Raw genomic sequence first — 24307 nt, forward strand, 5'->3', positions numbered from 1 at the left:
GAATTACTAAATAAAACAAATTCAAATTAATTTAAGAAAATAACTATCAGGTAAACTTTTTACGCAATGCGGCCAATTTTTCACTCATATTCGTTTCAGGGTGCTCTTGTTTAGGCTTTGCAGCTGGGGTTTTTACAACCTTCGTTTTTTGTATCCCATCCTTTTTCATGGATAAAGCTATCCTTTTACGATTTACATCAACCTCAGTTACAGTAACCTCTACAGATTGATGTACTTTGACAACTTCATTAGGATCTTTAATAAAGCGATTAGATAGCTGGCTTAAATGCACTAATCCATCCTGATGTACTCCGATATCTACAAATGCCCCGAAATTTGTGATATTGGTAACAATTCCAGGGAGAGTCATCCCTACCTTTAAGTCAGAAATACTATTTACCCCGTCAGTAAAACTAAACGCTTCAAACTGCTCTCTTGGATCCCGGCCTGGCTTTGCCAGCTCCTGAATAATATCGTTCAAAGTAGGCAAGCCCACAGCATCGCTCACATACTTTTGAACAGCAATCTGCTTTCGCAGGGATTCATCCTCCATTAACTCTTTAACATTGCACTTTAAATCTTTGGCCATGCGTTCCACCAGCTCATAGCGTTCCGGGTGTACGGCACTTTTATCTAGTGGATTCTCAGCATTTCTGATCCGCAAAAATCCAGCAGCTTGTTCATAAGCTTTGTCTCCGAGCCTTGCTACTTTTTTAAGTTCCTCTCTTTTTTTGAAAGCACCGTTTTTATTTCTGTATTCAACAATATTTTGAGCGATCTGAGGACCTAAACCCGATACATACGAAAGGATCTGTTTTGAAGCGGTATTCAACTCAACTCCCACGGCATTCACACAACTTATAACAGTATCATCTAATGAAGTTTGAAGTTTGTTCTGGTCCACATCATGCTGATACTGACCTACTCCAATTGATTTAGGATCTATTTTCACCAACTCAGCTAATGGATCTGTTAATCTTCTGCCAATGGATACCGCTCCCCTAACAGTTACATCTTTATCCGGGAATTCTTCTCTTGCTGCATCAGAAGCCGAGTAAATTGAAGCTCCGCTTTCATTAACCATTACTATAGTTACATCTTTAAGATTTAATTTTCTGACAAATGCTTCTGTTTCTCTGCCTGCAGTTCCATTTCCGATAGCAATTGCTTCAATCTGATATTTAGATACTAAAAAAGGGATAGTTTTTTCCGCTTCCGCTAAACCTCCAGCACCGCTGTGGGGATAAATATTTGTATTTTCTACGAGCTGTCCCTGTGCATCCAAACAGACAATTTTACAACCGGTACGAAACCCCGGGTCAATAGCCATAACACGTTTTTGTCCTAATGGAGCAGCAAGTAATAATTGCCTTGCATTTTCTGCAAACACACGAATAGCTTCATCATCGGCCCTCTTTTTAGTTATTAAGCGAATCTCTGTTTCCATTGATGGTTTTAGCAAACGCTTATAAGCATCGCCCACGGCAAGCCTGACCTGTTCTGAGATACTATTCTTCCCTTTTAAGAATATTTTTTCAAGCATGCTTACCGCATCTTCAACCGGGGGGTATACATCTAAAGACAGTATTAATTCTTTTTCCCCTCTCCTCAGTGCAAGAATTCTGTGAGATGGCGCCGATTTTACGGATTCTGTCCAATCAAAATAATCCTGATATTTTAATCCCTCGGTTTCCTTACCGGAAATCACCTTCGATTGAAAAATTCCTTTGTCTAAAAACAATTGCCTGATTACCGACCTTGCTTCAGCATGTTCACTAATAAATTCTGATATGATATCTCTGGCTCCTGATAGAGCCTCTTCTTCCGAAGAAACACCTTTCTCTATGTCGATATACTTCGCTGCTTCTGAGCTTAAGTCAAAGCTATTCTGATCTAATAATAAATCGGCCAAAGGCTGTAACCCTTTTTCTCGTGCTATACTTGCACGGGTTTTTCGTCTTGGCCTGTATGGAAGATATATATCCTCCAAAAGACTCATTGTTTCTGCATTTGTCACCAAACTCTCTAATTCAGGATTAAGTTTCCCCAATTCCAGCAAAGATTTAAGAATGGCTTCTTTACGTTTATCAAGTTCTTTTAATTGTTCTACTCTGTCCCGAATAGCAGCAATCTGAACTTCATCCAGACTACCTGTTAATTCCTTTCGATATCTGGAAATGAATGGGACAGTTGCCCCATCAGTCAGTAACTGAACCGTTGCAGCAACTTGTTTTTCAGTAATCGACAATTCACTGGCAATTCGTTTAGAATATCCCATCTTATTTTCCATATACATAACCAAAACACGAAAATGAATTTATAAGATGATATTTCAAAAAATGCTTATCAACACTCCATTTTCTTTCACATAACTCCAAAGAACAAATAAATCGGTAAAATTAAACACATAACGCCTGCATAAAAGATTTGGCGTTTAAAGAATTTTTAAAAAAATCACAAAAATGCAGGTCTTAACTTATCCATTTTTAAAAAACTCAACGAATAGGTTAATTTATTATTAACTTTTCATAAAAGTTAAAATTTTAATACATTATTTATAAAACATAGTTACCTTTGTTATGGATTTAATTTAAAGACTATGAAAAAGTTACTATTTGTTATCGCGTTAGCCCTGTTAACAACAGGTACATTTGCCGTCGAGAAGACAGACAAGAAGGATGATGTAAAGAAGGTTTCTTACTCTGCACTAAAACAATTCGAACAAGAATTTGGAACAGCCAAAGATGTTTCCTGGAAAGTAAACGATCAATATGTAAAAGCTTCTTTTAGCTCAGAAGGAAAAAAGATGGCTGCTTTATATGACTTACAAGGAAGTTACCTTGGTGCAGTAGAATATTTAACTTACGAGCAATTACCTTTAAAAGCACGTACAGAAATTGAAAAAAGATTTAAAGATTTCAATTTTTCATCCGCTCTTAAAATTGTGAGCAGACCGAATTCTACCGGAGATTTCAATGACGTTGGTACTTACTGGGTTGATTTAACTAATGATGTTAAGCAATTATATGTAAGCGTATCTCCTTCATTATCTGTTGCATTATTTAAAACAATTAGTTTAGAAGCTACAGCCCAAAACTAATTCTGTACTATTTCTACCTGAAGGATCGCCAAACATTGGCGATCCTTTTTTTTATTCATAATTTTAAGGAACTCACAGAGAGGTATAAAACACCTCCTCAGCTACAATATTAAAGTCTGACTATTTCTATAAAGCTATTTTAATCCATTGTATTAAAATCTATATTACTGCTGAAAAATTATTATAATTTAGCCGATTCATATAAATCATTATGTCAGCACGCTTAAAAGAACAATTTAAAGAGTTTTTTAGTCAGGAAAATGCAAACATATTTTTTGCTCCGGGCAGGGTAAACCTTATTGGCGAACACATAGATTATAATGGAGGTTTGGTAATGCCCTGTGCTATTACTTATGGAACTACGCTCTTAACAGCACCTAACTCAGAAGGAATATTCAGATTCAGAAGTACTAACTTTAACGAAACTCTGGATATACCTGTTAAGGAGTTTTATGAAAAAGCAGGAAGTTCCTGGTTCAATTATCCGCTCGGTGTAATTCATAATTTCATAAAGCAAGGGAAACAGGTTCAGGGACTGGATATGCTTTTTTATGGCAACCTTCCGATTGGTGCAGGATTATCCTCCTCTGCTTCCCTGGAAATTGTAACTGCTTTTGCGTTTAATACTCTTTTTAATGCAGGACTCTCAAAACTTGATCTTGTATTGTTAAGTAAAAAAGTTGAAAATGAGTTCATCGGGGTAAATTCAGGAATCATGGATCAATTCGCAGTAACATTTGGAGAAAAGGAAAAAGCTTTAAAATTAAATTGTGAAACTCTGGATTACGAGGCCGTTGAATGCAATTTGGGGGATCACATTCTTGCTATTATAAACACCAATAAGCCAAGAAAACTTGCTGAATCCAAATATAATGAGCGGGTTAGTGAATGCCAAACAGCTTTAAACGCTTTACAAAAAGAATTAAATATTAACAATTTATGTGATATCAATTCTGAAACCTTTGAAAAGCATAAGCATTTAATTGACAATATTACGATTCTGAACAGAGCCAAACATGTTGTTGAAGAAAATGATCGGGTCGAATTAGCTGCAGTTGCCCTAGCGGAAAACCGGTTAAAAGATTTCGGAAATTTAATGTATTCCTCTCACGACTCATTGAAAAACCTCTATGAAGTTTCGGGAAAAGAATTAGATACATTAGTTCAATTCTGTCTCAATTACCCCGAAGTTACTGGTGCACGAATGACAGGAGCAGGCTTTGGTGGATGTGCAATTGCATTAGTTAAAAAAGAATCTTTCAATGATTTCAGTTTTAAGATCATTGAGTATTACACTCAGAAAATCGGATATTCCCCATCAGTTTATAGTTCTGAAATCGCTGACGGAGTTAAAGAGATTAATTAAACATCCCGCATTTTTTTTAATAATCCGGTCTCATAGCAAGTCGACCGGATTATTTCTACCTACTTTATAGGAGTAAATCCAGCTGTCTGTAAAATTTCCTTTTCCACATTCAATTTGAGCTCAACAGACTCGTACAAGAACAAGTATTAACAAATTATGAAACTAAAACTTGATGAATTAAATCGCGTTAGCGTTGACGAATTTAAAGCTCAGCAAAAATTACCAATAGTTGTAATATTAGATAGTGTTAGAAGTTTACATAATGTTGGTTCCATTTTCCGTACTTCAGATGGTTTTGCAGTTGAACAATTGATATTATGCGGTATAACCGGGCAGCCCCCCCACCGTGAAATTGAAAAAACCGCTTTGGGTGCAACGCAATCAATTGATTGGATTTATTATGAAAATATAGGTGATGCAATAAACGAACTTCGCGAGAAAGGTTATCAGATTATTGCAATTGAACAAGCTAAAAACAGTATTTCTCTCAATGATTATAAACCATTACCGGATAAAAAGTACGCTTTGATTTTTGGTAATGAAGTTAATGGGGTATCAGATGAAGCAATGCAATTAATTGATTCTTGTATTGAAATCCCACAATTTGGAACTAAACATTCATTTAATATAGTAGTATCTGCCGGAATAGTCTTATGGGATCTTTTCGCTAAATTAAATTTAAAGTACTGATCACTAAAGACGATAAACAAAAAATCCTGCCTTAAAAAGACAGGATTTTTTGTTTACTTATAAAATTACTTCTAGAAAGCATACATACTTTCAGCATCTTTACTCTCTAAAGCAGTGCTTCCTGTTAAAAATTGATCTACTCTTCTGGCAGCTTCGCGTCCTTCAGAAATAGCCCAAACAACCAAAGATTGACCTCTTCTCATATCACCTGCGGCAAATACTTTATTTACACTGGTTTGATAAGAACCTTCTTTCGCCTTAACATTACCTCTTTCATCCAAATCAACACCCAGTTGTTCTAATAACCCTGTTTTTTGAGGATGAACGAATCCCATTGCAAGGAACACTCGCTGAGCCGGAAGTTCGCGTTCTGAACCGGCTACTTCAGAAAACTTAAGTGGACGACCTAAAAAGTCAGTTTCCCATTCAACATCTACTACTTTAATTGCCTTCAGGTTACCATTCCCGTCACCGATAAATTCTTTGGTGTTAATAAACCACTTACGTTCGGCGCCCTCTTCATGAGAACTTGTAGTTTTCATTAACATTGGGTAAGTCGGCCATGGCATAGCCTCAGTACGTTCAGCCGGAGGTGTAGGCATTAATTCAAACTGAGTAATTGATTTTGCCTTCTGTCGATTTGAAGTTCCTACACAATCAGACCCCGTGTCACCACCACCAATTACGATAACATCCTTTCCTTCAGCAAGAATTTCTTCTTCAGGAAAAGAGATATTGCTAACACGCTTATTACTTTGCTTTAAGAATTCCATTGCAAAGTATACACCCTTTAAATCACGGCCCGGAACCGGAAGATCGCGAGGAATAGTAGAACCGCCCGAAAGAACCACGGCGTCAAAATTACGCATGATTTCATCTCCGCTTATATCTTTACCTACTTCTGTGTTGTATTTAAACAGGACTCCATCCTCTTCCATTAATTTCACTCTCCGCTCAACTACCCACTTCTCTAATTTGAAATCAGGAATACCGTACCTCAATAATCCACCTGCCCTATCATCGCGTTCAAAAACCGTAACAGTATGCCCTGCTTTATTTAATTGAGCAGCAGCAGCTAAACCAGCCGGACCAGAACCGATAACGGCTACTGTTTTGCCCGAACGGATAAACGGAGCTTTAGATTTTACCAGTCCTTTTGAAAAAGCTATTTCTATAATATGCTTTTCAATTTCCTCAATAGCAACAGCTGGTTTGTTTATCCCGAGCACACATGCAGATTCGCAGGGAGCAGGACAAATCCTTCCGGTGAATTCAGGGAAGTTATTTGTTGATGTTAAAATACGATATGCCTCTTCCCAATTTTCTTTATAAACGGCATCATTAAATTCCGGAATTATATTTCCCAGCGGACAACCATTATGACAAAAAGGGATTCCGCAATTCATACAGCGTCCCGACTGCTGATTTAACTTTTCCTCTGAGTAATTTCCAACAAACTCATTATAATCCTTAACACGCTCTTCAGGAGATCTTTTCTGAGGAAGCTCTCTTGCGTATTCCTTAAATCCTGTTATTTTTCCCATAATTAATTAACTGGTTGAAATTGTGCGTGTTGTAATACTTTTTTATACTCTTTAGGGAACACCTTGATAAATTTAGATCTTTCATCATTCCAGTTACTCAAAAGATATAGAGCCAAACGGCTTTGAGTTAACTGCATATGAGTTCGTAACAGAGCTGAAATCTGCTCTTCGTCTGCTGAAGTAAGCGGATCAAGATCTACCATTTCAGGATTACAGTTTTCTGCAAAACTACCATCAACATCGTAGATCCAGGCAATTCCACCGCTCATACCTGCTGCAAAGTTTCTTCCTGTTTTACCAAGGATTAAAGCTCTACCGCCTGTCATATATTCGCAACCATGATCTCCTACACCCTCAACTACTGCTGTGGCACCAGAATTACGCACAGCAAAACGCTCACCTGCCTGTCCGCGAACGAATAACTCACCAGAAGTTGCACCATACAATGCCACGTTTCCGATAATTATATTGTCTTCAGGAATAAGTGTGCTTAAAGAAGAAGGGTAGATCGCCAACCTGGCACCTGATAATCCTTTACCTACATAATCATTTGCTTCACCTTCTAATTCAAAAGAAATACCTTTAGCACAAAATGCTCCAAAACTTTGACCTGCAGACCCGCTAAACTTAAAGTTTATAGTATTGTCGGGTAAACCTGCCGATTGATAAACTTTAGAAACCTCATTTGAAAGAAGTGTTCCTATTGTACGATCGGTATTTTTAACTTCAAAAGTTGCGAATACAGGAGTTTTATTTTCCAATGCCTGTTGAGCATGATCCAATAATTTCCAGTCAAGAATGTCAGACATTCCATGATCCTGAGATTCGCTGTTGTAAAGTGTTTGTTTAGAAGTAACCGGGTGAAGAATCGCAGATAAATCCACAGTTTTTGCTTTCCAGTGCTTATTGCCTTCCCTTGCTTTAAGAAACTGGGCACGGCCAACCATATCATTAATAGTTCTGAAACCTAAATCAGCCATGATTTCGCGAAGCTCCTCGACCATAAAATGGAAAAGGTTAACTATATGCTCCGGTTTTCCGGTAAATAATTTACGTAAATCAGGATCCTGAGTAGCAACACCAACAGGACATGTATTTAGATGACATTTACGCATCATTATACAACCACCCGCAACAAGTGCTGCAGTAGCTACACCCCATTCTTCTGCTCCTAATAAAGTAGCAATGGCGATATCTCTACCTGTTTTCAACTGACCGTCGGCTTGTAAAACCACGCGGCTTCTAAGCTGATTTCTAACCAGAGTTTGATGAGCTTCTGCTAAACCCAGTTCAAATGGCAAACCGGCATGCTTAATGGAACTAATCGGAGATGCTCCGGTTCCTCCATCATATCCCGCTATAAGAATAACATCAGCGTGAGCTTTTGCTACACCTGCGGCAATGGTACCAACACCTGCTTTAGAAACTAATTTGACGTTTATTCTTGCATCACGATTCGCATTTTTTAAATCGAAGATAAGCTGAGCTAAATCCTCAATAGAATAAATATCGTGGTGAGGTGGCGGAGAAATCAAGCCTACTCCAGGAGTTGAGTGACGCACTTTCGCAATCCATTCATCAACTTTATGTCCTGGTAATTGCCCTCCTTCACCTGGTTTTGCTCCCTGAGCCATTTTAATCTGAAGCTCATCCGCATTTGTTAAATAATACGAAGTTACCCCAAAACGTCCGGATGCAACCTGCTTAATAGCGGAACGCATTGAATCACCATTAGGTAATCTTTCATAACGCATTTCATCTTCACCACCTTCACCTGTATTACTCTTACCACCTACCCTGTTCATGGCAATGGCTAAAGTACTGTGTGCTTCGTGAGAAATTGAACCGAAAGACATAGCTCCTGTTGCAAAACGCTTTAATATTGATTCTGCAGGCTCAACTTCCGACAATGAAATCGGTTCGCGATGATGTGCGAAATCCAATAACCCACGAAGGGTATACATTTTCTCAGACTGATCATTTATAATTTTTGCATAATTCTTATAAATAGAGTAGTCTCCTGTACGGGTAGAATGTTGAAGTAAGTGAACTGTTTGAGGATTAAACAAATGTGCTTCTCCACGACGCTTCCACTGGTAAATACCACCCTCAGGTAATAATTGCTCTTCAGGTTTAGCGTGGACAAAGCCATGATTATGTTTAAACAATGTCTCCTTTGCTATTTCATTAAGTCCCAGACCACCAATTCGTGTTACTGCTCCGGTGAAATACTTATCAACAACGGTTTTATTTATACCTAAAATTTCAAATATCTGCGCCCCGTGATACGATTGCAATGTAGATATACCCATTTTAGAGAAGATCTTCAGCAAGCCGTCACATATTGCTTTAATATAATTTTTTGAGAGATATTTATACTCCAGAGAGGTTTCTAATTTTCCTTCTTCTTTAAGGGTGTGGATTGTTTCAAGAGCTAAATATGGATTAATGGCACTTGCACCAAAAGCTAGTAAACAAGCAAAATGGTGTACCTCCCAAACGTCTCCCGCTTCAACAACAATACCAACCTGGCCACGAAATCCTTTTTTAATAAGGTGATGATGTACCGCAGAACACGCTAGCAGTGATGGAATCGGAGCATGCTGAGAATCCACCGCACGGTCTGATAATATTAAAACTTCAAAACCATCATTAACAGCGTCTTCCGCATAACGACATAATCTTTCCAATCCATTTTGCAATGAACCAGGCTGACCATCCGCTTTAAAATAGGTTTGAAGTGTTTTGGCATTAAACATGCCTGTATCAATACTTCTTAATTTCTCCAGTTCAATATTGGTAAGAATTGGCTGTTGCAATGCCACGCAATGACAATGCATTTTATCTTCATCAAATAAATTACCATTACTACCAATAAATGTAGAAAGACTCATCACCATCCGCTCGCGAATGGGATCTATTGGCGGATTAGTAACCTGAGCAAAAAACTGCTTAAAGTAACTTGACAAATGCTGAGGCCTGTCTGATAGAACAGCTAAAGGAACATCAGTACCCATAGATCCTATCGGTTCCTTACCTTCAACAGCCATTGGCTTTATTATAGTTTCAATATCCTCGCGGCTATAACCGAACACCTGCTGATATTTTAACACTGCCGATTTTGAAAGATTAGTAAATGCTAATCTAGGTTCAGGCAATTCTTCAAGGCGAATTTTATAGTTTTCAAGCCATTGGCCATAAGGCTGGCTGGATGCTATTTTATTTTTAATTTCTTCGTCCTTGATAATCTTACCTTCAACCAAATCAACCAGGAACATTTTACCAGGCTGCAGGCGTCCTTTTTGTATAATTATTTCTTCAGGAATTGGCAATGCACCAGCTTCAGAAGCAACTATGACACGATTATCATTGGTAACCGCATAACGTAATGGACGAAGACCGTTTCTATCCAAAAGGGCTCCGATTTGAGATCCATCCGTAAATGTCAAAGCTGCAGGACCATCCCATGGTTCCATTAAAGTAGCGTGGAATTCATAGAAAGCCTTTTTTATCGGATCCATTTGCTCATTTCCATCCCATGCCTCAGGCACAAGCATCATCATCACGTGAGGGAGAGAGCGTCCTGTATGAACCAATATCTCAACCACGTTATCCAAACAAGCAGAATCTGACTGGTTACTATCAATAACAGGAAGGACGATATCCATTTCTTCACTACTGAAGAATGAGGATGCATAGGATTTCAATCCGGAATAAAACCAGTTCAGGTTTCCGGTAAGAGTATTAATCTCACCATTGTGCGCCATAAATCTAAATGGCTGCGCTAATTTCCACGATGGGAAAGTATTGGTTGAAAACCGACTGTGCACTAACCCAAATGCAGATGTTAATCTGGAATCTTGAAGGTCAGTATAATAAGTACGTAACTGATAGGTCGTTAACTGGCCTTTATAAACTATTATACGGCTAGATAATGAAGCGATATAAAAATCGCTGCCATTCTTAACAGTCTCATTAATGGTTTTTGTTATTAACCTTCTGAATACAAACAGCTTTCTCTCAAAATCTTCGCTATTGTTAATTCCGTCTGGCCTGCCAACAAAAACCTGTTCAACCTCTGGCTCTACAGACAGAGAAGTTGGCCCAACAACTGAAGGATTTACGGGCGATTTTCTGAATCCAAGCAATGGCAATCCAAGCTTTTCGGCTGATCCTGCAATTATAGAACGGCATGTTTCTCTTGTCGTTACATTCTTAGGAAAGAAAATCATTCCTACTCCATATTGCCCGGGCTCAGTAAGATGGATATCTAAAGCAATACACTCCTCCATGAAAAACTCATGAGGAATTTGCAATAATATCCCTGCACCATCACCACTTTCAGGATCACAGCCACATGCACCCCTATGCTCCATATTCTCAAGAATAGTCAAAGCATCAGAGACATTCTGGTGTGAACGCTGGCCATTAATGTGTGTAATAAAACCTACTCCACAAGAGTCGTGTTCAAATTCAGGGCGATATAATCCCTGCTGGTCGTTTTCGGTTTGCTTCATTATTATAATAATGGGAATGTACGAAAGTACGAATTTCGCACTTAAATTATGGACTGGACAATAATTTTTAACTATTTTTCAAAAACCAAAGGCTTTTGATTCCTTAAATTATCAAATTCACATTTTACTCCTTTTCATATTAACAATATATTAATGTTAACTTTACATATAACCTAACTAATCTTTTAAGTAAAAGCCACAGGGATTTCTAATTTACAATAAATATTTAAAATCCCGAATTCAATTTTTTAATTCATAAAATTTATTACTTTTGCCTCGGGTTAGTCTTCTACGATCAGCTCCTCTTGAACTCCCCCAGGGTGGGAACGCAGCAAGGGTAGAGAGTTGTAGCGGTGCGATAGAAGGTGCTAGCCCACTTTTTTTTCTCTTTTTCCATCGGAGCGCATTCATTAAAGATTTCTTAAGTATCCAAATTTTATTTACTTTCGCTCGACAATTTTAAGTGTCAATAAGACAATTTTTAAACTCAAACTCAATATGAAATTTTTTATCGATACCGCCAATCTTGCTCAAATTAAGGAAGCTCATGAAATGGGTGTTTTAGATGGCGTTACTACTAACCCAAGCTTAATGGCTAAAGAAGGAATTTCGGGCCACGATAATGTTATTAATCACTATAAAGCAATTTGCGAGATTACCGACGGAGATGTAAGTGCTGAAGTAATTGCTACTACTGTTGATGAGATGATAGCGGAAGGTGAAGCTCTTGCTAAGTTACATCCCCGGATTGTTGTTAAAGTTCCTATGATTAAGGATGGTATTAAAGCGATTAAATACTTTTCGTCTAAAGGCATTAAAACCAATTGCACCCTTGTATTTTCGGCTGGACAGGCTTTATTAGCTGCCAAAGCGGGAGCTACTTACGTATCTCCGTTTATTGGACGCTTAGATGATATCGCAACAGACGGTCTAACATTAATTGAAGATATCCGTTTAATTTACGACAATTACGGCTATACTACTCAGATTCTGGCAGCTTCTGTTCGCCATCCTATGCATATTGTGAACTGTGCAAAAATCGGTGCGAATGTTATAACTGGTCCTCTGTCTGCTATTGCTGCTTTATTAAAACACCCTCTTACAGATAACGGCTTAGCTCAGTTTTTGGCAGATCATGCTAAGGCTGCAGGAAAGTAATATATCGTTAAAATACATTCATGTGCCCGATGATTATTAATTGTCGGGCCTTTGTTATAATACCTAATTATAACTTTTTACTCCGAATTGACAGCCCTGCTCAATAAGTTATAAAAAGGAAGTAAACACTCCTTATCTTTGCAGAGATGAATATTCAGAATCTGTTGCAGGGAGCTCTCTCCTACCACTTTCTATCTATTGAAGAAGGTGTATACCTATTCAAACATGCCAGCACTGCAGAATTAATGTATACAGCAAATGAATTGCGTAAACAACAGGTTCCGCACGGAAAAGTGACATGGCAAATCGATAGAAATGTAAACACCACGAATGTTTGCATTGCCAACTGCAAGTTTTGTAACTTTTTCAGAAGACCCGGTCATGCAGATAGTTACATAACAGATATTGAAACCTATAAGCAAAAGATCGAAGAAACTTTCAGATTTGGAGGAGATCAGCTTTTATTGCAGGGGGGCCATCATCCCGATTTAGGTTTAAAATTTTATACAGATCTGTTTAAACAGCTTAAAGAGCTATATCCTACCCTAAAACTTCACTCTTTGGGGCCTCCTGAAATTGCGCACATAGCAAAACTAGAAGGATTGAGCCATACCGAGGTTTTAAAATCTCTTATTGAAGCGGGACTTGATTCCTTGCCCGGCGCTGGTGCCGAAATACTAAATGACCGCGTAAGAAGACTGATTTCAAAAGGAAAATGCGGCGGACAGGAATGGCTGAATGTAATGCGGGCCTGCCATCAATTAAAGCTTCCTACTTCTGCTACGATGATGTTTGGACATGTAGAAACTTTAGAAGAACGTTTCGAACATTTAGCCTGGATTCGTCAGGTTCAGTCTGAAAAACCTGAAGATGCACATGGCTTTATTGCTTTTATTCCATGGCCTTTTCAGGATGATGCAACTTTACTAAAACGGGTAAGAGGCATAAGTAATGAGGTAACTGCAGATGAATATATCCGTATGATTGCTCTAAGCAGAATTATGCTTCCGAACATTAAAAACATTCAGGCATCCTGGTTAACAGTAGGAAAACAGGTTGCTCAAATCTGCCTGCACGCCGGAGCCAATGACTTTGGTTCTATTATGCTTGAAGAAAATGTAGTGAGTGCTGCAGGTGCTCCCCATCGTTTTACATCTGCCGGAATACAGGAGGCAATACGCGAAGCTGGATTTGAGCCTCAGTTACGTACGCAGAAATATGAGTTTCGGGAGGTTCCCAGTCAAATTGTTCAACAAACAATTAATTACTAAACGCCTTTAAAATTATGAGTTTTAGGTAAATTTTATTAGAATTACCTATGCCTTTAAATGCGCTTATAGTTGACGATGAAGAATACAGCAGAAAATCGCTTTATTTTTTACTGCAGGAAAATTGTCCAGAAATAAATGTAGGAGGAATTGTCGGCTCTGTTGCTGAAGCACGGAAAATTATTGAAGAAAATTCTTTCGATCTTGTTTTTCTGGATATTGCTATGCCTAAGGAAAATGGATTTGAACTCTTACCAACTCTTCAAAAAAACAAAATTCTTGTTGTTTTCATAACTGCCTTTGATCAATACGCTTTAAAAGCGCTTAAAGCTAGTGCTGTTGATTATTTGTTAAAGCCAATAGATATCAATGAGCTTAAAATTGCCGTTAAAAAAGCTGCTGAGCGAATAGAAATTTTAAAATCTTCCAATTTACCCGGAACTATTCCTCCGCTAAATGCTTTAAGTGAGAACCTGCACACAAAAAACAAAATTGAAAAGATAACTCTTCCACATACAAATGGTTTTCATATAATAGATACCAGCAATATTATTTATATTGAAGCAGATAGTAATTATTCAGTATTCCATCTTAAGAATGCTGGAAATCTGATAATATCAAAACCTCTGAAAGAATTTGAAGATATGCTGGATGATGATTTTGCCCGGATACATAAATCAGCAATTATTAATCTGAAATATGTAAATAGTTATTCCAACAAACATGGATTCGAAGTGATCCTCGAAAAAGACACTGTTTTGCCTGTATCCAGAAGGCGTTCTGCTGAATTCCAGGAAAAACTACGAGAGTTCATCCAAACCGGGAAAGCGAACATTTAAAACCTTGAAAAAGATTACAAATTATATATTGGTGATTATTTGCTGGTTTAGCAGTCCAGGAAATCTGTGTGCTCAAACATTGAGCTTTAAAAATTACACAGTCAATAACGGACTCGCCAATTCGACTGTGTACTATATTAATCAGGATTCGAAAGGATTTATTTGGTTTGCCACAGAAAGCGGGGTTAACCGGTTTGATGGTCAAACCTTCGAAACCTTTACAATGGATGATGGCCTTTCGGATAATGAAGTACTCCAAATCCGGGAAGATTCAAAAGGGAGAACCTGGTTTTTAACCTTAAATGGTAAACTAAGTTATTACTATAAAAACCGGTTTTATAATGCAGCGAATGACAGCTTATTGAGAAAAACTTTCTGCAAAGCTAGTTTTGTCTCCTTTTTTGAAGACTCCCGGCAGAGGCTGTGGTTTTCCACCAATCAGCGTGAAATTCTAATGATTGACGGTCAATCTGTTAAGATCTTTTATTCAGGCACTCGATTATTTACGAATTCAGTAATTGCCGAAAACGAGGAAGGTGAAATTTTGATTTTCAACCGAAATGACATATATAAATACAGCAATAACAAATTTACTGAATTAAAGACTAATCATTACCCGCTTTCGTTTAAAACGTTGCAATATGATAAAACCAAGAAAGAAATCTCATTTATCTCAAAATCAGGTTTAATTGAATTAGTAAAGGGGAAGGGCATTATTAAAAGGAAAATCCCGGAAGAAGTTCTACAAAATGGCATTAGTAATTTCTTTTTTGACAGAAATTCGAACATTTGGATTAACACTATGGGAAATGGTGCGTATGTACTTGACTCCTCATCAGTCAAATCATCATTAAACCATTTGAAAGGGAAATTCATCACCCATAGTTTATTAGATATAAATGGGAATATTTGGATTTCGACTATTGGAAACGGAGTGTATATGCTGCCTGAACTTGCAAGAAACATGCAACATTATACGGTGAGCGAAGGTCTATTTTATAACTCTGTCCATAGCCTGACCCGAACTCCCGATAAGCAACTGATATTGGGGTTAAGAAATGGAAATCTGACTTTGATGAAGGGCAAAAAGATAAGGTACAAATCTTTAAGTAACTCGCATTTTTCTTACAATCCCATTAAAAAACTTTTTTACGATCCTCAGAATAAATCAATTTGGTTCGCATCCAATAATAGCCTGGGTGAAATTTCTCCAAACTTACAGAGTATAAGATATTTAAGAGAAAGAGATAACTTAACATTCGCCCTTAAGTCATTTAGTATCGGCAAAAGCGGAAAATTAGCAATAGCACTTGCAGCGGGTGTTGATATTCTTGAAGATAAAAATGCACCGCTCATATTTGAAACGCCCAATTTAAGCAATCCTTCCTTACATTTTCCATTCCGTGCATATACTGTATTTTACGACTCGGAGGAAAGATTATGGTTTTCTAATATAAACGGCCTACAATACACATATAAAAATAAACTGGTTGATCTCTATAACTTTATACCCAAACTTAAACAGCGTATAACCGATATAACAGAATTACCTGATAAAACAATCGTCTGCGCAAGTTATGGATTTGGTATCTACTTCATTAAAAATCATAAGTTAATTAAGGAAATTACAACCAACGACGGGTTAGGAAGTAATATTTGCAAAAAAGTTTTTTATGCTGATAATTATATATGGGTTATTACAGGTAAGGGAATTAGCAGAATTTCAAAAGATTTAAAAAGAATAGACAATTTTCACAAAGAAAACGGGCTGCTTTCTAATGAAATCAATGATGTTATTGTAGATGATGATTCGGTATATGTAGCATCAAATAGCGGTTTATCTATTTTTTCAGCCAATGTTCAACTCAAAAAAAAGAGGTCAATTCCATTAAATTTAAATTCGATACTGATCAACAACCAAAAGGTTGATTTGTCAGAAAAAATTGAGTTAAATCATAAATCAAATAATATCACAGTAAACTACATTGGCATAGATTTTAATAATCCATCCGAAATAGTGTATGAGTATCGTCTAAAAGATGAGCTGATTTGGAATACAACATCCAATAACACTATAGAATTTGGCTCATTAGAACCAGGTGAATACCATTTACAAATTCGGGCCCGGGGTTTAAATAGTGCATGGAGCAAACCAATTGTTTACGTTTTTTACATAAAGCCTCCCTTATGGAAAACTCCCTGGTTTATTATTTTAATGATTTTAATTTTTGTGCCGGTAATCTTTTTTTTAATTAACAGTTTCTATAAAAATAAAAGAATCAAGGAAAGGGAGAAACTGCTCGCCAAAACCAAGATTATTGCATTAGAACAACAAGCCTTGCAGGCGATGATGAATCCACATTTCATCTTTAATGTAATGAATTCTATTCAGCATTTCATAAATACAAAAGACACAGTAATGGCCAATCAGTTATTAACTGGTTTTGCCCGTCTTATCAGAAAGAATCTTGATATCTGCAATAAGAGTTACATATCCATTGAAGAAGAAATTTCCTATTTAACTTTATACCTCTCTCTGGAAAAACTTCGGTTTGGAGATAAGTTGAATTACAAGATTGATATTGATACGGAAATAGATAAGGAGGAAACTCTTATACCATCCATGCTTTTACAACCTTTTGTAGAAAATGCAATCTGGCATGGAATTATGCCTAAAGAAACAAATGGCAACATAGCAGTTGTAATTAAATTACGCAGCCAGAATCTTTTACACATATGTATAGAAGACGATGGTATCGGGATCGAAAATTCTTATAAATTAAAGAGTAATGATCATATCAGCAGGGGTATGGAACTTACGCGGGAGCGTATAAATCTTTTAAATAAATTTGATGCGCCTATAACATTGAATGTCGAAAATGTGGAACCAACCGGCACAAAAGTGACGATTTTAATCCCATTTTAACCGTTAACTCAATAAGTACTACCGATAACTCATTAAATTATATCAGAAATTCTATTTTCCTTATTATTGTTTCAGATATCATTGCGAATCTGTTTTAAGGTAAACTTTTTTTAATATTATTATCTAAGTGTGTGTTTAGCGGCTGGAACTTCCCAAAAGTTTCACCGCTTTTTTTTTATCTCAATATTTTAATCTATTGTTTTTAATAAATTTGCAATCCAGTGGATAATCTCGAATTATATATAGAAGCATTGATATTTGCATCGACGCAAAGTCTATCTGTTGCTGATATTCAGCAAGTATTAGATTCAATAAATGAAGCGCCAACAGCTATCGAGCTGGTAATGGCTTCTCTCCATAATATTAAACGAAAATATGATCAAGCAGAATTTGCGATCGAACTTATTGAGTTAAACGGAGGATATCAATTTCTTACAAAGAAAGCCTTCTATCCCCTGATAAGTCAGCTGCAAATTCAGCGTTCTAAAAAGAAATTAAGCCAGGCTGCTTTGGAAACACTGGCTATTATTGCTTACAGACAACCTATCACTAAACTTGAAGTAGAACAAATTCGTGGTGTAAACTGTGATTATACTATTCAAAAACTTCTCGATAAAGAGCTAATTGCGATCTCCGGCAAAGCAGAATCAATTGGAAAACCTTTACTTTATAACACCAGCTCACTGTTTATGGATTATTTTGGAATTAAAGACAGTTCAGAATTACCACAATTAAATGATATCCAGACAGATGAAAATGAAATTGGAGAAAAACAAGATTAATTATAATTGAGTGGCATACTTTTAAAAATCTTATTATTTTTATGCTAAGCAAAATTAATCTGAAAGATGAAAACGCCAAAGAAAAAGTTTGATAATATAGACAGCTTAAATAGCTCCAAAACGAATTTAGACGACCCCATTGTGAATAAACGTTTAAATGTTGATGACGATGATGATGATTTTGACGCTCCCTTAGATGATGATTTGGGAGGGTTTGATGATTTGGATTCTCTGGATGATGATGACGATTATTAATTAAATTTGTTCTTTGCATGGAAAGCATTCAGCCAACTGAATGCTTTTTTTGTATAAAACCCCGCGCTGATAAAATATGGTTATAACCGAAGTAAAAGATAAAAAAGCAGTTAAAGATTTTTTAAACCTTTCCAGAAAAATTTATGCCAATGATCCCGTTTGGGTTTGTCCATTAGATGTAGATATTGAGAAAGTATTTGATCCCAAGCAGAACAACTTTCATCAACATGGAACCATTACCCGCTGGATAGCAAAAGATTCAAATGGAAATACTGTAGGCAGAATTGCTGCCTTTATAAATGATAAAAAAGCCTATTCATTTCCCCAACCCACAGGCGGAATTGGTTTTTTTGAATGTATAAATGATAAAAATACCGCCTTCGCTCTTTTTGACACCGCACAAGCCTGGTTAAAAGAGCACGGGATGGCAGCTATGGATGGCCCCATTAACTTTGGTGAAAACGATTCTTTCTGGGGTTTACTTATTGAAGGATTTACTCATCCCTCTTACGGAATGAATTATAATCCTCTTTATTATAAACAGTTATTTGAACAATATGGGTTTTCTCCGATGTATGAGCAAATAACCAATCACCTTGAAGTGAACAAACCATTTCCTGAACGATTTACCAAAATTGCAGAATGGGTATCTAAAAAACCCGGGTATTCGTTCAGGCATCTCGAAAGGAATAACATTGAAAAATATGCTTCCGACTTTATAGAAATATATAATGATGCATGGAAGGATTTCGAAAACTTTGTTCCGATTGATAAAGAAACTATCTATGAGAGTTTCAAAAAAATGAAAGCTATTATGGATGAGAAGCTTATCTGGTTTTCCTATGTTAATGATGAGCCCGCCGCGTTTGTTGTTATATTACCAGATGCTAATCAAATCATAAAACCTTTAAATGGTAAACTTGGACTTATTGAGAAGCTCAAATTTGTATATTATCGGTGGAAGGGCGTTTCGCGAATGAGGGCTGTTGCTATGGGTACAAAGCAAGCCTATCAAAAACACGGCCTGGAATCGGCAATGTTTATCAAGCTAAAAGAATATGTTTTACCATTGAAACAATATCAGGAACTGGAATTATCCTGGGTGGGTGATTTTAATGACAAAATGCTATCCCTTCATGAGGCGACAGGAGCCTCATTTGGAAAAAAGCATGTAACGATGAGAAAAATATTTTAAATAAAAGGCTCAAATAAAGAGCCTTTTATTTAGGCAATAACTTTCGAACGTCTTAGCTCTTCAAAAAGGTTTATTATTTTTTTCTGCAAATCAATAACCTCAGTTTCCCTCTCCTGCAATTTTTTAGTCATTGTCTCTAGTTCAGAAATATATTTTTCTTGCTGTTCAGTATCGTTATATGTAAGTAACTGAACAACTGTCATATCAAATAATTTTGATATTTGTTCTAAACGAGACAAATTAATATCTGTTATTCCTGTTTCAATTTTTGAAAATGCAGGGATTGAAATGTCCAATCTCTTCGCCACATCTTCCTGGCTCCAACCTTTCTGGTGCCTCAAAAGTCTGATCTTTTTACCTAATGTTTTCATTTACCCTTCAATTTAAGCATCTAAAAAGTCAGGGCTTTATTAGCAAGTATATTTAAATCTATACCTCCAAAATCACCCGAACTCATAAGAAGCAAGTTTTTACTCTTATAATTAATATAACTCAAAAATTCGACCAATATTTCGGAATTGTTGAAAAAAATTAACTTATCGTTATTAAACGCAGATTTAACTTCGTTTTCTGTAAAAGGCACCATATTTTTCTGTTCAAATGTTCGTCTGTTAATGAATACAACTGCAGTATCTGCTGTATTCATACAGTCTTTATATTCGTCCAAAAATGCTTTATTTAAACTGCTGAACGTGTGAAGTTCCATTACTGCGATCAGTTCCCTATTGGGAAATTGGGCTTTTACAGCAGAAAGAGTGGCTTTCAACTTTGATGGTGAGTGAGCAAAATCTTTATATACTGCGGTGAATTCATTCTTACCTAAAAGCTCTAATCTCCTGGCGGCTCCCTTAAAAGATTTCATGGCATGATAAAAATCATAATCGCTGATATCCAATACTTTACAAACATTATGAGCAGCTTCCATATTTTGTAAATTGTGCTGACCGAAGATTAGCAGGGGAATTTTTTCCCCTTTTATTTTCAGAAATGTGACACCTTCTTCAGTAATACTTTGACTTTCAGAATAGGGAATTTTAGTTAAGGGAACATCCGAATGTTGCACAACAGCATTGACATGATCATCCCCTTCATTATAAATTATAGATCCACCTGCAACAATCGTTTTAAGAAATATTTTAAACTGTTCAATATAATTGTCAAAAGTTGGAAATACGTTTATATGATCCCAGGCAATACCGCTTATAACTCCAATATTAGCATGATATAAATGAAACTTTGGGCGCCTGTCAATTGGGGAGGCTAAATATTCATCTCCTTCTATTATCATCACCGGGGCATCAGAAATTTTGACCATTGTTTCGAAACCTTCAAGCTGAGCCCCTACCAGATAATCGAATTCTTTATTGCACGATTTTAAAACGTGCAATATCATAGAAGTAATGGTTGTTTTGCCATGACTACCTCCAACCACAACTCTTACTTTATCTTTCGACTGTTCATAAATGTATTCAGGGTAGGAGTACACTTTTAAACCGAGTTCCGTTGCCTTTAATAATTCCGGATTATCCGCACGGGCGTGCATTCCCAAAATAATTGCATCAATATCTTCTGTAATATTTTCAGGAAACCACCCCATTTGCGATGGTAAAATATTATGCTTTTCTAATCTGGATCTTGAAGGCTCGTAAATTGCATCGTCAGACCCTGTAATAACATATCCTTTTAGGGATAGCGCAATAGCCATATTATGCATTGCACTGCCACCAATAGCAATTAAATGTAAACGCATTAAGTTGAATTTGTGATAAATATCTTGTTAAAGTTACAAGATATTCTGTTAAAGGAATTTACCTTAAGTTTGTTTTAAGAATTTTGCTGAACACCAGTTATCCCTCAGCTTATTTGTAATAAACGATAATTTAAAAGTGCCGGCACTCTCGATTAAAATTTCCAGATCATTCTCAAAAAAGCCGCTTATGTATAACTCGCCTCCGGACACCAACACTTCTGAATAGCGATCCAGCTGATCTAAAAGTATATTACGGTTAATATTGGCAAGTACTATATCGAACTCTCGTTCAGGAATTACATCTTTTGAACCACATAGAATCTGATCAAGAGGTGCATTATTTAAACGCGAGTTTTCGATCATGCTATCATAACAAACTGGGTCATAATCAATGGCGGTAATCTGTCGTGCCCCTTGCTTAGAAGCAAGTATAGCAAGAATTCCCGTTCCTGCACCCATATCCAGAACTCGTTTATCCTGAAAATTTTCTTCCAGTATAAACTCCATCATCATAGTGGTTGTTTGATGATGACCGGTTCCGAAAGACATTTTTGGGTCAATAATAATTTCTAAGGGGTATTCCGACTTAGGCTGATGAAAAGTTGCCCTGACGTAACATTGCTCCTTAATAATAAGTGGTTCAAAATTGCTTTCCCATAATTGGTTCCAATTTTTTTGAGCCACTACATTTTGATTCCATGAAAAGGAAAAAGATTCTTTGTAGGGCGAAAGGACATTATCAAAACTTTCCTGATTAAATTCCGAGGCCTTGATATAGGCATTAAATCCTTCAGGCGTTTCTTCAAAAGTATCGAAACCAGCCTCACCCAAAGCATTGATGAGGAGGTCTCTTTGGTAATCTTGTTTAAGATCAGTATTAAAAATAAACTCTAAATAATTCAAGTATCAGGAATTAAAAGCTTTAACAATGTCTGTAAAATCCCTTGATTTCAATGATGCACCACCAATCAAACCACCATCGATATCCGGCTGAGCGAACAGTTCGGCAGCATTTTTTGGATTACAACTTCCACCATATAAAATCGTAGTATTCTCCGCTGTTGCTGCATCATATTTCGAAGCGATTTCTTTACGGATAAATGCATGTATCTCCTGAGCTTGTTCAGAAGTTGCGGTTACACCGGTACCAATAGCCCAAACCGGTTCATAAGCAATGATAGCTTTAGCAAATTCCTCAGCAGAAAGATGAAAAATCCCTTCTGTTAATTGAGCTTTTATCAAATCAAAATGAATATTTTGATTTCGCTCTTCCAGTGTTTCACCGATACAAAAAATTGGCTTTAAACCGGCTTTAAGGGTTGCGTCTACTTTTGGAGCAAGGGTTTGGTTGGTTTCGCCAAAGTATTGACGACGCTCAGAATGGCCAAGAATCACAGATGCCGCTCCGATGGATTTCAGCATATTAGCAGAAATTTCGCCAGTAAATGCACCCGATTCTGCCTGATGACAGTTTTGAGCGCCAACACTCACCCTTGTATTATTTTTAGCAAGCTGCACTAAACTATGGATGTAAACGAATGGCGGACATACAATTACTTCCTGATCGCCATGGGCTTCATCATTAACCATATGTAAAACTTCAGAAAACAATGTCATTCCTGATGTATAGTCGAGGTTCATTTTCCAGTTACCGGCAACAATTTTTTTTCTCATTACTTATCTATTTAAAAGTTTCTATATGATTGTGTTAATTCAAATACCCGGGTCAATATTTTTTTCTCCTGGTCATCAAATGTTCTGTCGCGTCTTTCAAAAACTTTCTCTGCAGTTTCAAAGGCTTTATTCAAAGCGTATAAATCAAAGCCCTGGGCTCCCCCCCATGCAAAGTCAGGGATAAAATTACGCGGATAACCTGCTCCAAAAACATTTGCACTTACACCAACTACAGTACCGGTATTAAACATGGTATTAATTCCACACTTTGCATGATCTGCCATAATAAGTCCGCAAAACTGCATTCCTGTTTTACGGAATGATTTTTTATTATAGTCCCAAAGCTTTACTTCTGCGTAATTATTTTTAAGATTTGAATTATTACTATCGGCTCCAATATTGCACCACTCTCCTAAAGCAGCGTTGCCTAAAAATCCTTCATGACCTTTGGATGAGTAACCATGGATTACAGAGTTGTTTATTTCTCCGCCTACTTTACAATAAGGTCCTATTGTGGTTTTACCGTAAATTTTAGACCCCATTTTCACCTGGGAATTTTCACATAAAGCAAAAGAACCGCGAATAAGGGAACCTTCCCAAACCTCAGAATTTTTGGCAAGATATACCGGACCTTCTTTAGTATTAAAAACAGAGCATTCGGCTACCGCACCTTCTTCGGCAAAAAACTTATCGCCTAAGATAGTATTGGTAGAGCTTAAGCTGGCAGATGTTCGTCCGGAAGTTAAAAGTTCAAAATCATTTCTAAGCTCAATATCATTTAGCTTAAATATATCTTCCGGAAAAACAACACGGATAAAATCCTCAGTAAACTCAGTTTGATGAAACTTCGATGGCTCCGAAAAACTTTCGCAATCGGCCTGTTTCAACTTGACGGCAATTGGAATTCCATTTTTTACCAGCAATTCTCCTTCAGCAAGTCTATCTATTGCCTCGAGCAAAGCCAAATTAGGACATATGGAACCATTTATAAAAATATTATCTGCTGAGGTGTGGTAAGGAAATTTTTCCTGCAAATAATCTACTGTAAGAAATGACACCGGAGATTTGAGATATTTTTCCCATTTACCGGCGATTGTCAGGATACCTATCCTTAAATCAGCTACAGGCCTGGTAAAAGTTAACGGAAATAAACTATTTCTGGCAGAATCATCAAAAAAAATGATACTCATAGAGGGCAAAAATAAAAAAAGTCCCGGCGTATACCGGGACTTTCAACTATTTT

18 protein-coding genes and 1 other RNA gene are annotated in these 24307 nt (G+C 36.8%); 11 read left to right on the forward strand and 8 right to left on the reverse strand.

What is annotated here, in order from left to right; all coding sequences use genetic code 11:
• Positions 1-46: 46 nt before the first annotated feature.
• Complete coding sequence (locus WG906_RS07320) at positions 47-2290, reverse strand: Tex family protein (RefSeq protein WP_339991905.1); 2244 nt, start codon at positions 2288-2290, stop codon at positions 47-49.
• 309 nt (positions 2291-2599) lie between these two features.
• On the opposite strand from WG906_RS07320, the gene WG906_RS07325 reads away from it, so the two are divergent.
• From WG906_RS07325 to WG906_RS07335, 3 genes are all read left to right on the forward strand, one after another.
• Positions 2600-3100, forward strand: a complete 501-nt coding sequence (locus WG906_RS07325; RefSeq protein WP_339991906.1) for a hypothetical protein — start codon at positions 2600-2602, stop codon at positions 3098-3100.
• 211 nt (positions 3101-3311) lie between these two features.
• On the forward strand, positions 3312-4466 hold the full coding sequence (locus WG906_RS07330) for a galactokinase (RefSeq protein ID WP_339991907.1): 1155 nt from the start codon (positions 3312-3314) through the stop codon (positions 4464-4466).
• A 153-nt stretch (positions 4467-4619) separates the two neighbouring features.
• Positions 4620-5156, forward strand: coding sequence for an RNA methyltransferase (locus WG906_RS07335; RefSeq protein WP_339992259.1), 537 nt, complete (start codon positions 4620-4622; stop codon positions 5154-5156).
• A gap of 71 nt (positions 5157-5227) precedes the next feature.
• Here WG906_RS07335 and WG906_RS07340 read toward each other — a convergent pair whose 3' ends face one another.
• Entirely contained in the window at positions 5228-6700 is a 1473-nt protein-coding gene (locus WG906_RS07340; protein WP_339991908.1) for a glutamate synthase subunit beta, read from the reverse strand.
• 2 nt (positions 6701-6702) lie between these two features.
• Positions 6703-11217 (reverse strand): glutamate synthase large subunit, encoded by a 4515-nt coding sequence (gene gltB, locus WG906_RS07345; RefSeq protein ID WP_339991909.1) that lies wholly within the window; start codon positions 11215-11217, stop codon positions 6703-6705.
• Positions 11218-11496: 279 nt separating this feature from the next.
• Between gltB and ffs the strand changes: the two genes are divergently transcribed.
• The 8 genes from ffs (at position 11497) to WG906_RS07385 (ending at position 19640) form a co-directional block, all read left to right on the forward strand.
• Positions 11497-11594, forward strand: an RNA gene (gene ffs, locus WG906_RS07350) — signal recognition particle sRNA small type.
• 121 nt (positions 11595-11715) lie between these two features.
• Positions 11716-12375, forward strand: coding sequence for a fructose-6-phosphate aldolase (fsa, locus tag WG906_RS07355; protein WP_339991910.1), 660 nt, complete (start codon positions 11716-11718; stop codon positions 12373-12375).
• A 146-nt stretch (positions 12376-12521) separates the two neighbouring features.
• Positions 12522-13646, forward strand: a complete 1125-nt coding sequence (gene mqnC, locus WG906_RS07360; RefSeq protein ID WP_339991911.1) for a cyclic dehypoxanthinyl futalosine synthase — start codon at positions 12522-12524, stop codon at positions 13644-13646.
• A 47-nt stretch (positions 13647-13693) separates the two neighbouring features.
• Complete coding sequence (locus WG906_RS07365; protein WP_339991912.1) at positions 13694-14482, forward strand: LytR/AlgR family response regulator transcription factor; 789 nt, start codon at positions 13694-13696, stop codon at positions 14480-14482.
• Positions 14483-14486: 4 nt separating this feature from the next.
• Entirely contained in the window at positions 14487-17408 is a 2922-nt protein-coding gene (locus tag WG906_RS07370) for a sensor histidine kinase (protein ID WP_339991913.1), read from the forward strand.
• A 221-nt stretch (positions 17409-17629) separates the two neighbouring features.
• Positions 17630-18190 (forward strand): SMC-Scp complex subunit ScpB, encoded by a 561-nt coding sequence (gene scpB, locus WG906_RS07375; protein ID WP_339991914.1) that lies wholly within the window; start codon positions 17630-17632, stop codon positions 18188-18190.
• A gap of 66 nt (positions 18191-18256) precedes the next feature.
• Positions 18257-18445, forward strand: a complete 189-nt coding sequence (locus WG906_RS07380) for a hypothetical protein (protein WP_339991915.1) — start codon at positions 18257-18259, stop codon at positions 18443-18445.
• Positions 18446-18521: 76 nt separating this feature from the next.
• The gene (locus WG906_RS07385) at positions 18522-19640 is read left to right on the forward strand and encodes a GNAT family N-acetyltransferase (RefSeq protein ID WP_339991916.1); all 1119 of its coding nucleotides are present in this window, start codon (positions 18522-18524) and stop codon (positions 19638-19640) included.
• A 29-nt stretch (positions 19641-19669) separates the two neighbouring features.
• Here the strand turns inward: WG906_RS07385 and WG906_RS07390 are convergent, their stop codons facing one another.
• The 5 genes from WG906_RS07390 to WG906_RS07410 all read right to left on the reverse strand — a co-directional run bounded on the left by WG906_RS07390 (position 19670) and on the right by WG906_RS07410 (position 24254).
• A complete protein-coding gene (locus tag WG906_RS07390) occupies positions 19670-20011 on the reverse strand; it encodes a helix-turn-helix domain-containing protein (RefSeq protein ID WP_339991918.1) in 342 nt (113 codons plus the stop codon).
• A gap of 20 nt (positions 20012-20031) precedes the next feature.
• A complete protein-coding gene (locus WG906_RS07395; protein WP_339991919.1) occupies positions 20032-21390 on the reverse strand; it encodes a UDP-N-acetylmuramate--L-alanine ligase in 1359 nt (452 codons plus the stop codon).
• Positions 21391-21453: 63 nt separating this feature from the next.
• The gene (gene prmA, locus WG906_RS07400) at positions 21454-22293 is read right to left on the reverse strand and encodes a 50S ribosomal protein L11 methyltransferase (RefSeq protein WP_339991920.1); all 840 of its coding nucleotides are present in this window, start codon (positions 22291-22293) and stop codon (positions 21454-21456) included.
• 3 nt (positions 22294-22296) lie between these two features.
• Positions 22297-23064, reverse strand: coding sequence for a triose-phosphate isomerase (gene tpiA, locus WG906_RS07405; protein WP_339991921.1), 768 nt, complete (start codon positions 23062-23064; stop codon positions 22297-22299).
• 11 nt (positions 23065-23075) lie between these two features.
• Positions 23076-24254, reverse strand: coding sequence for a GlmU family protein (locus WG906_RS07410; protein WP_339991922.1), 1179 nt, complete (start codon positions 24252-24254; stop codon positions 23076-23078).
• Positions 24255-24307 lie beyond the last annotated feature (53 nt).

Origin of the sequence: Pedobacter superstes (assembly GCF_037622515.1) — a bacterium.
Classification (GTDB): Bacteria; Bacteroidota; Bacteroidia; order Sphingobacteriales; family Sphingobacteriaceae; genus Paradesertivirga; species Paradesertivirga superstes.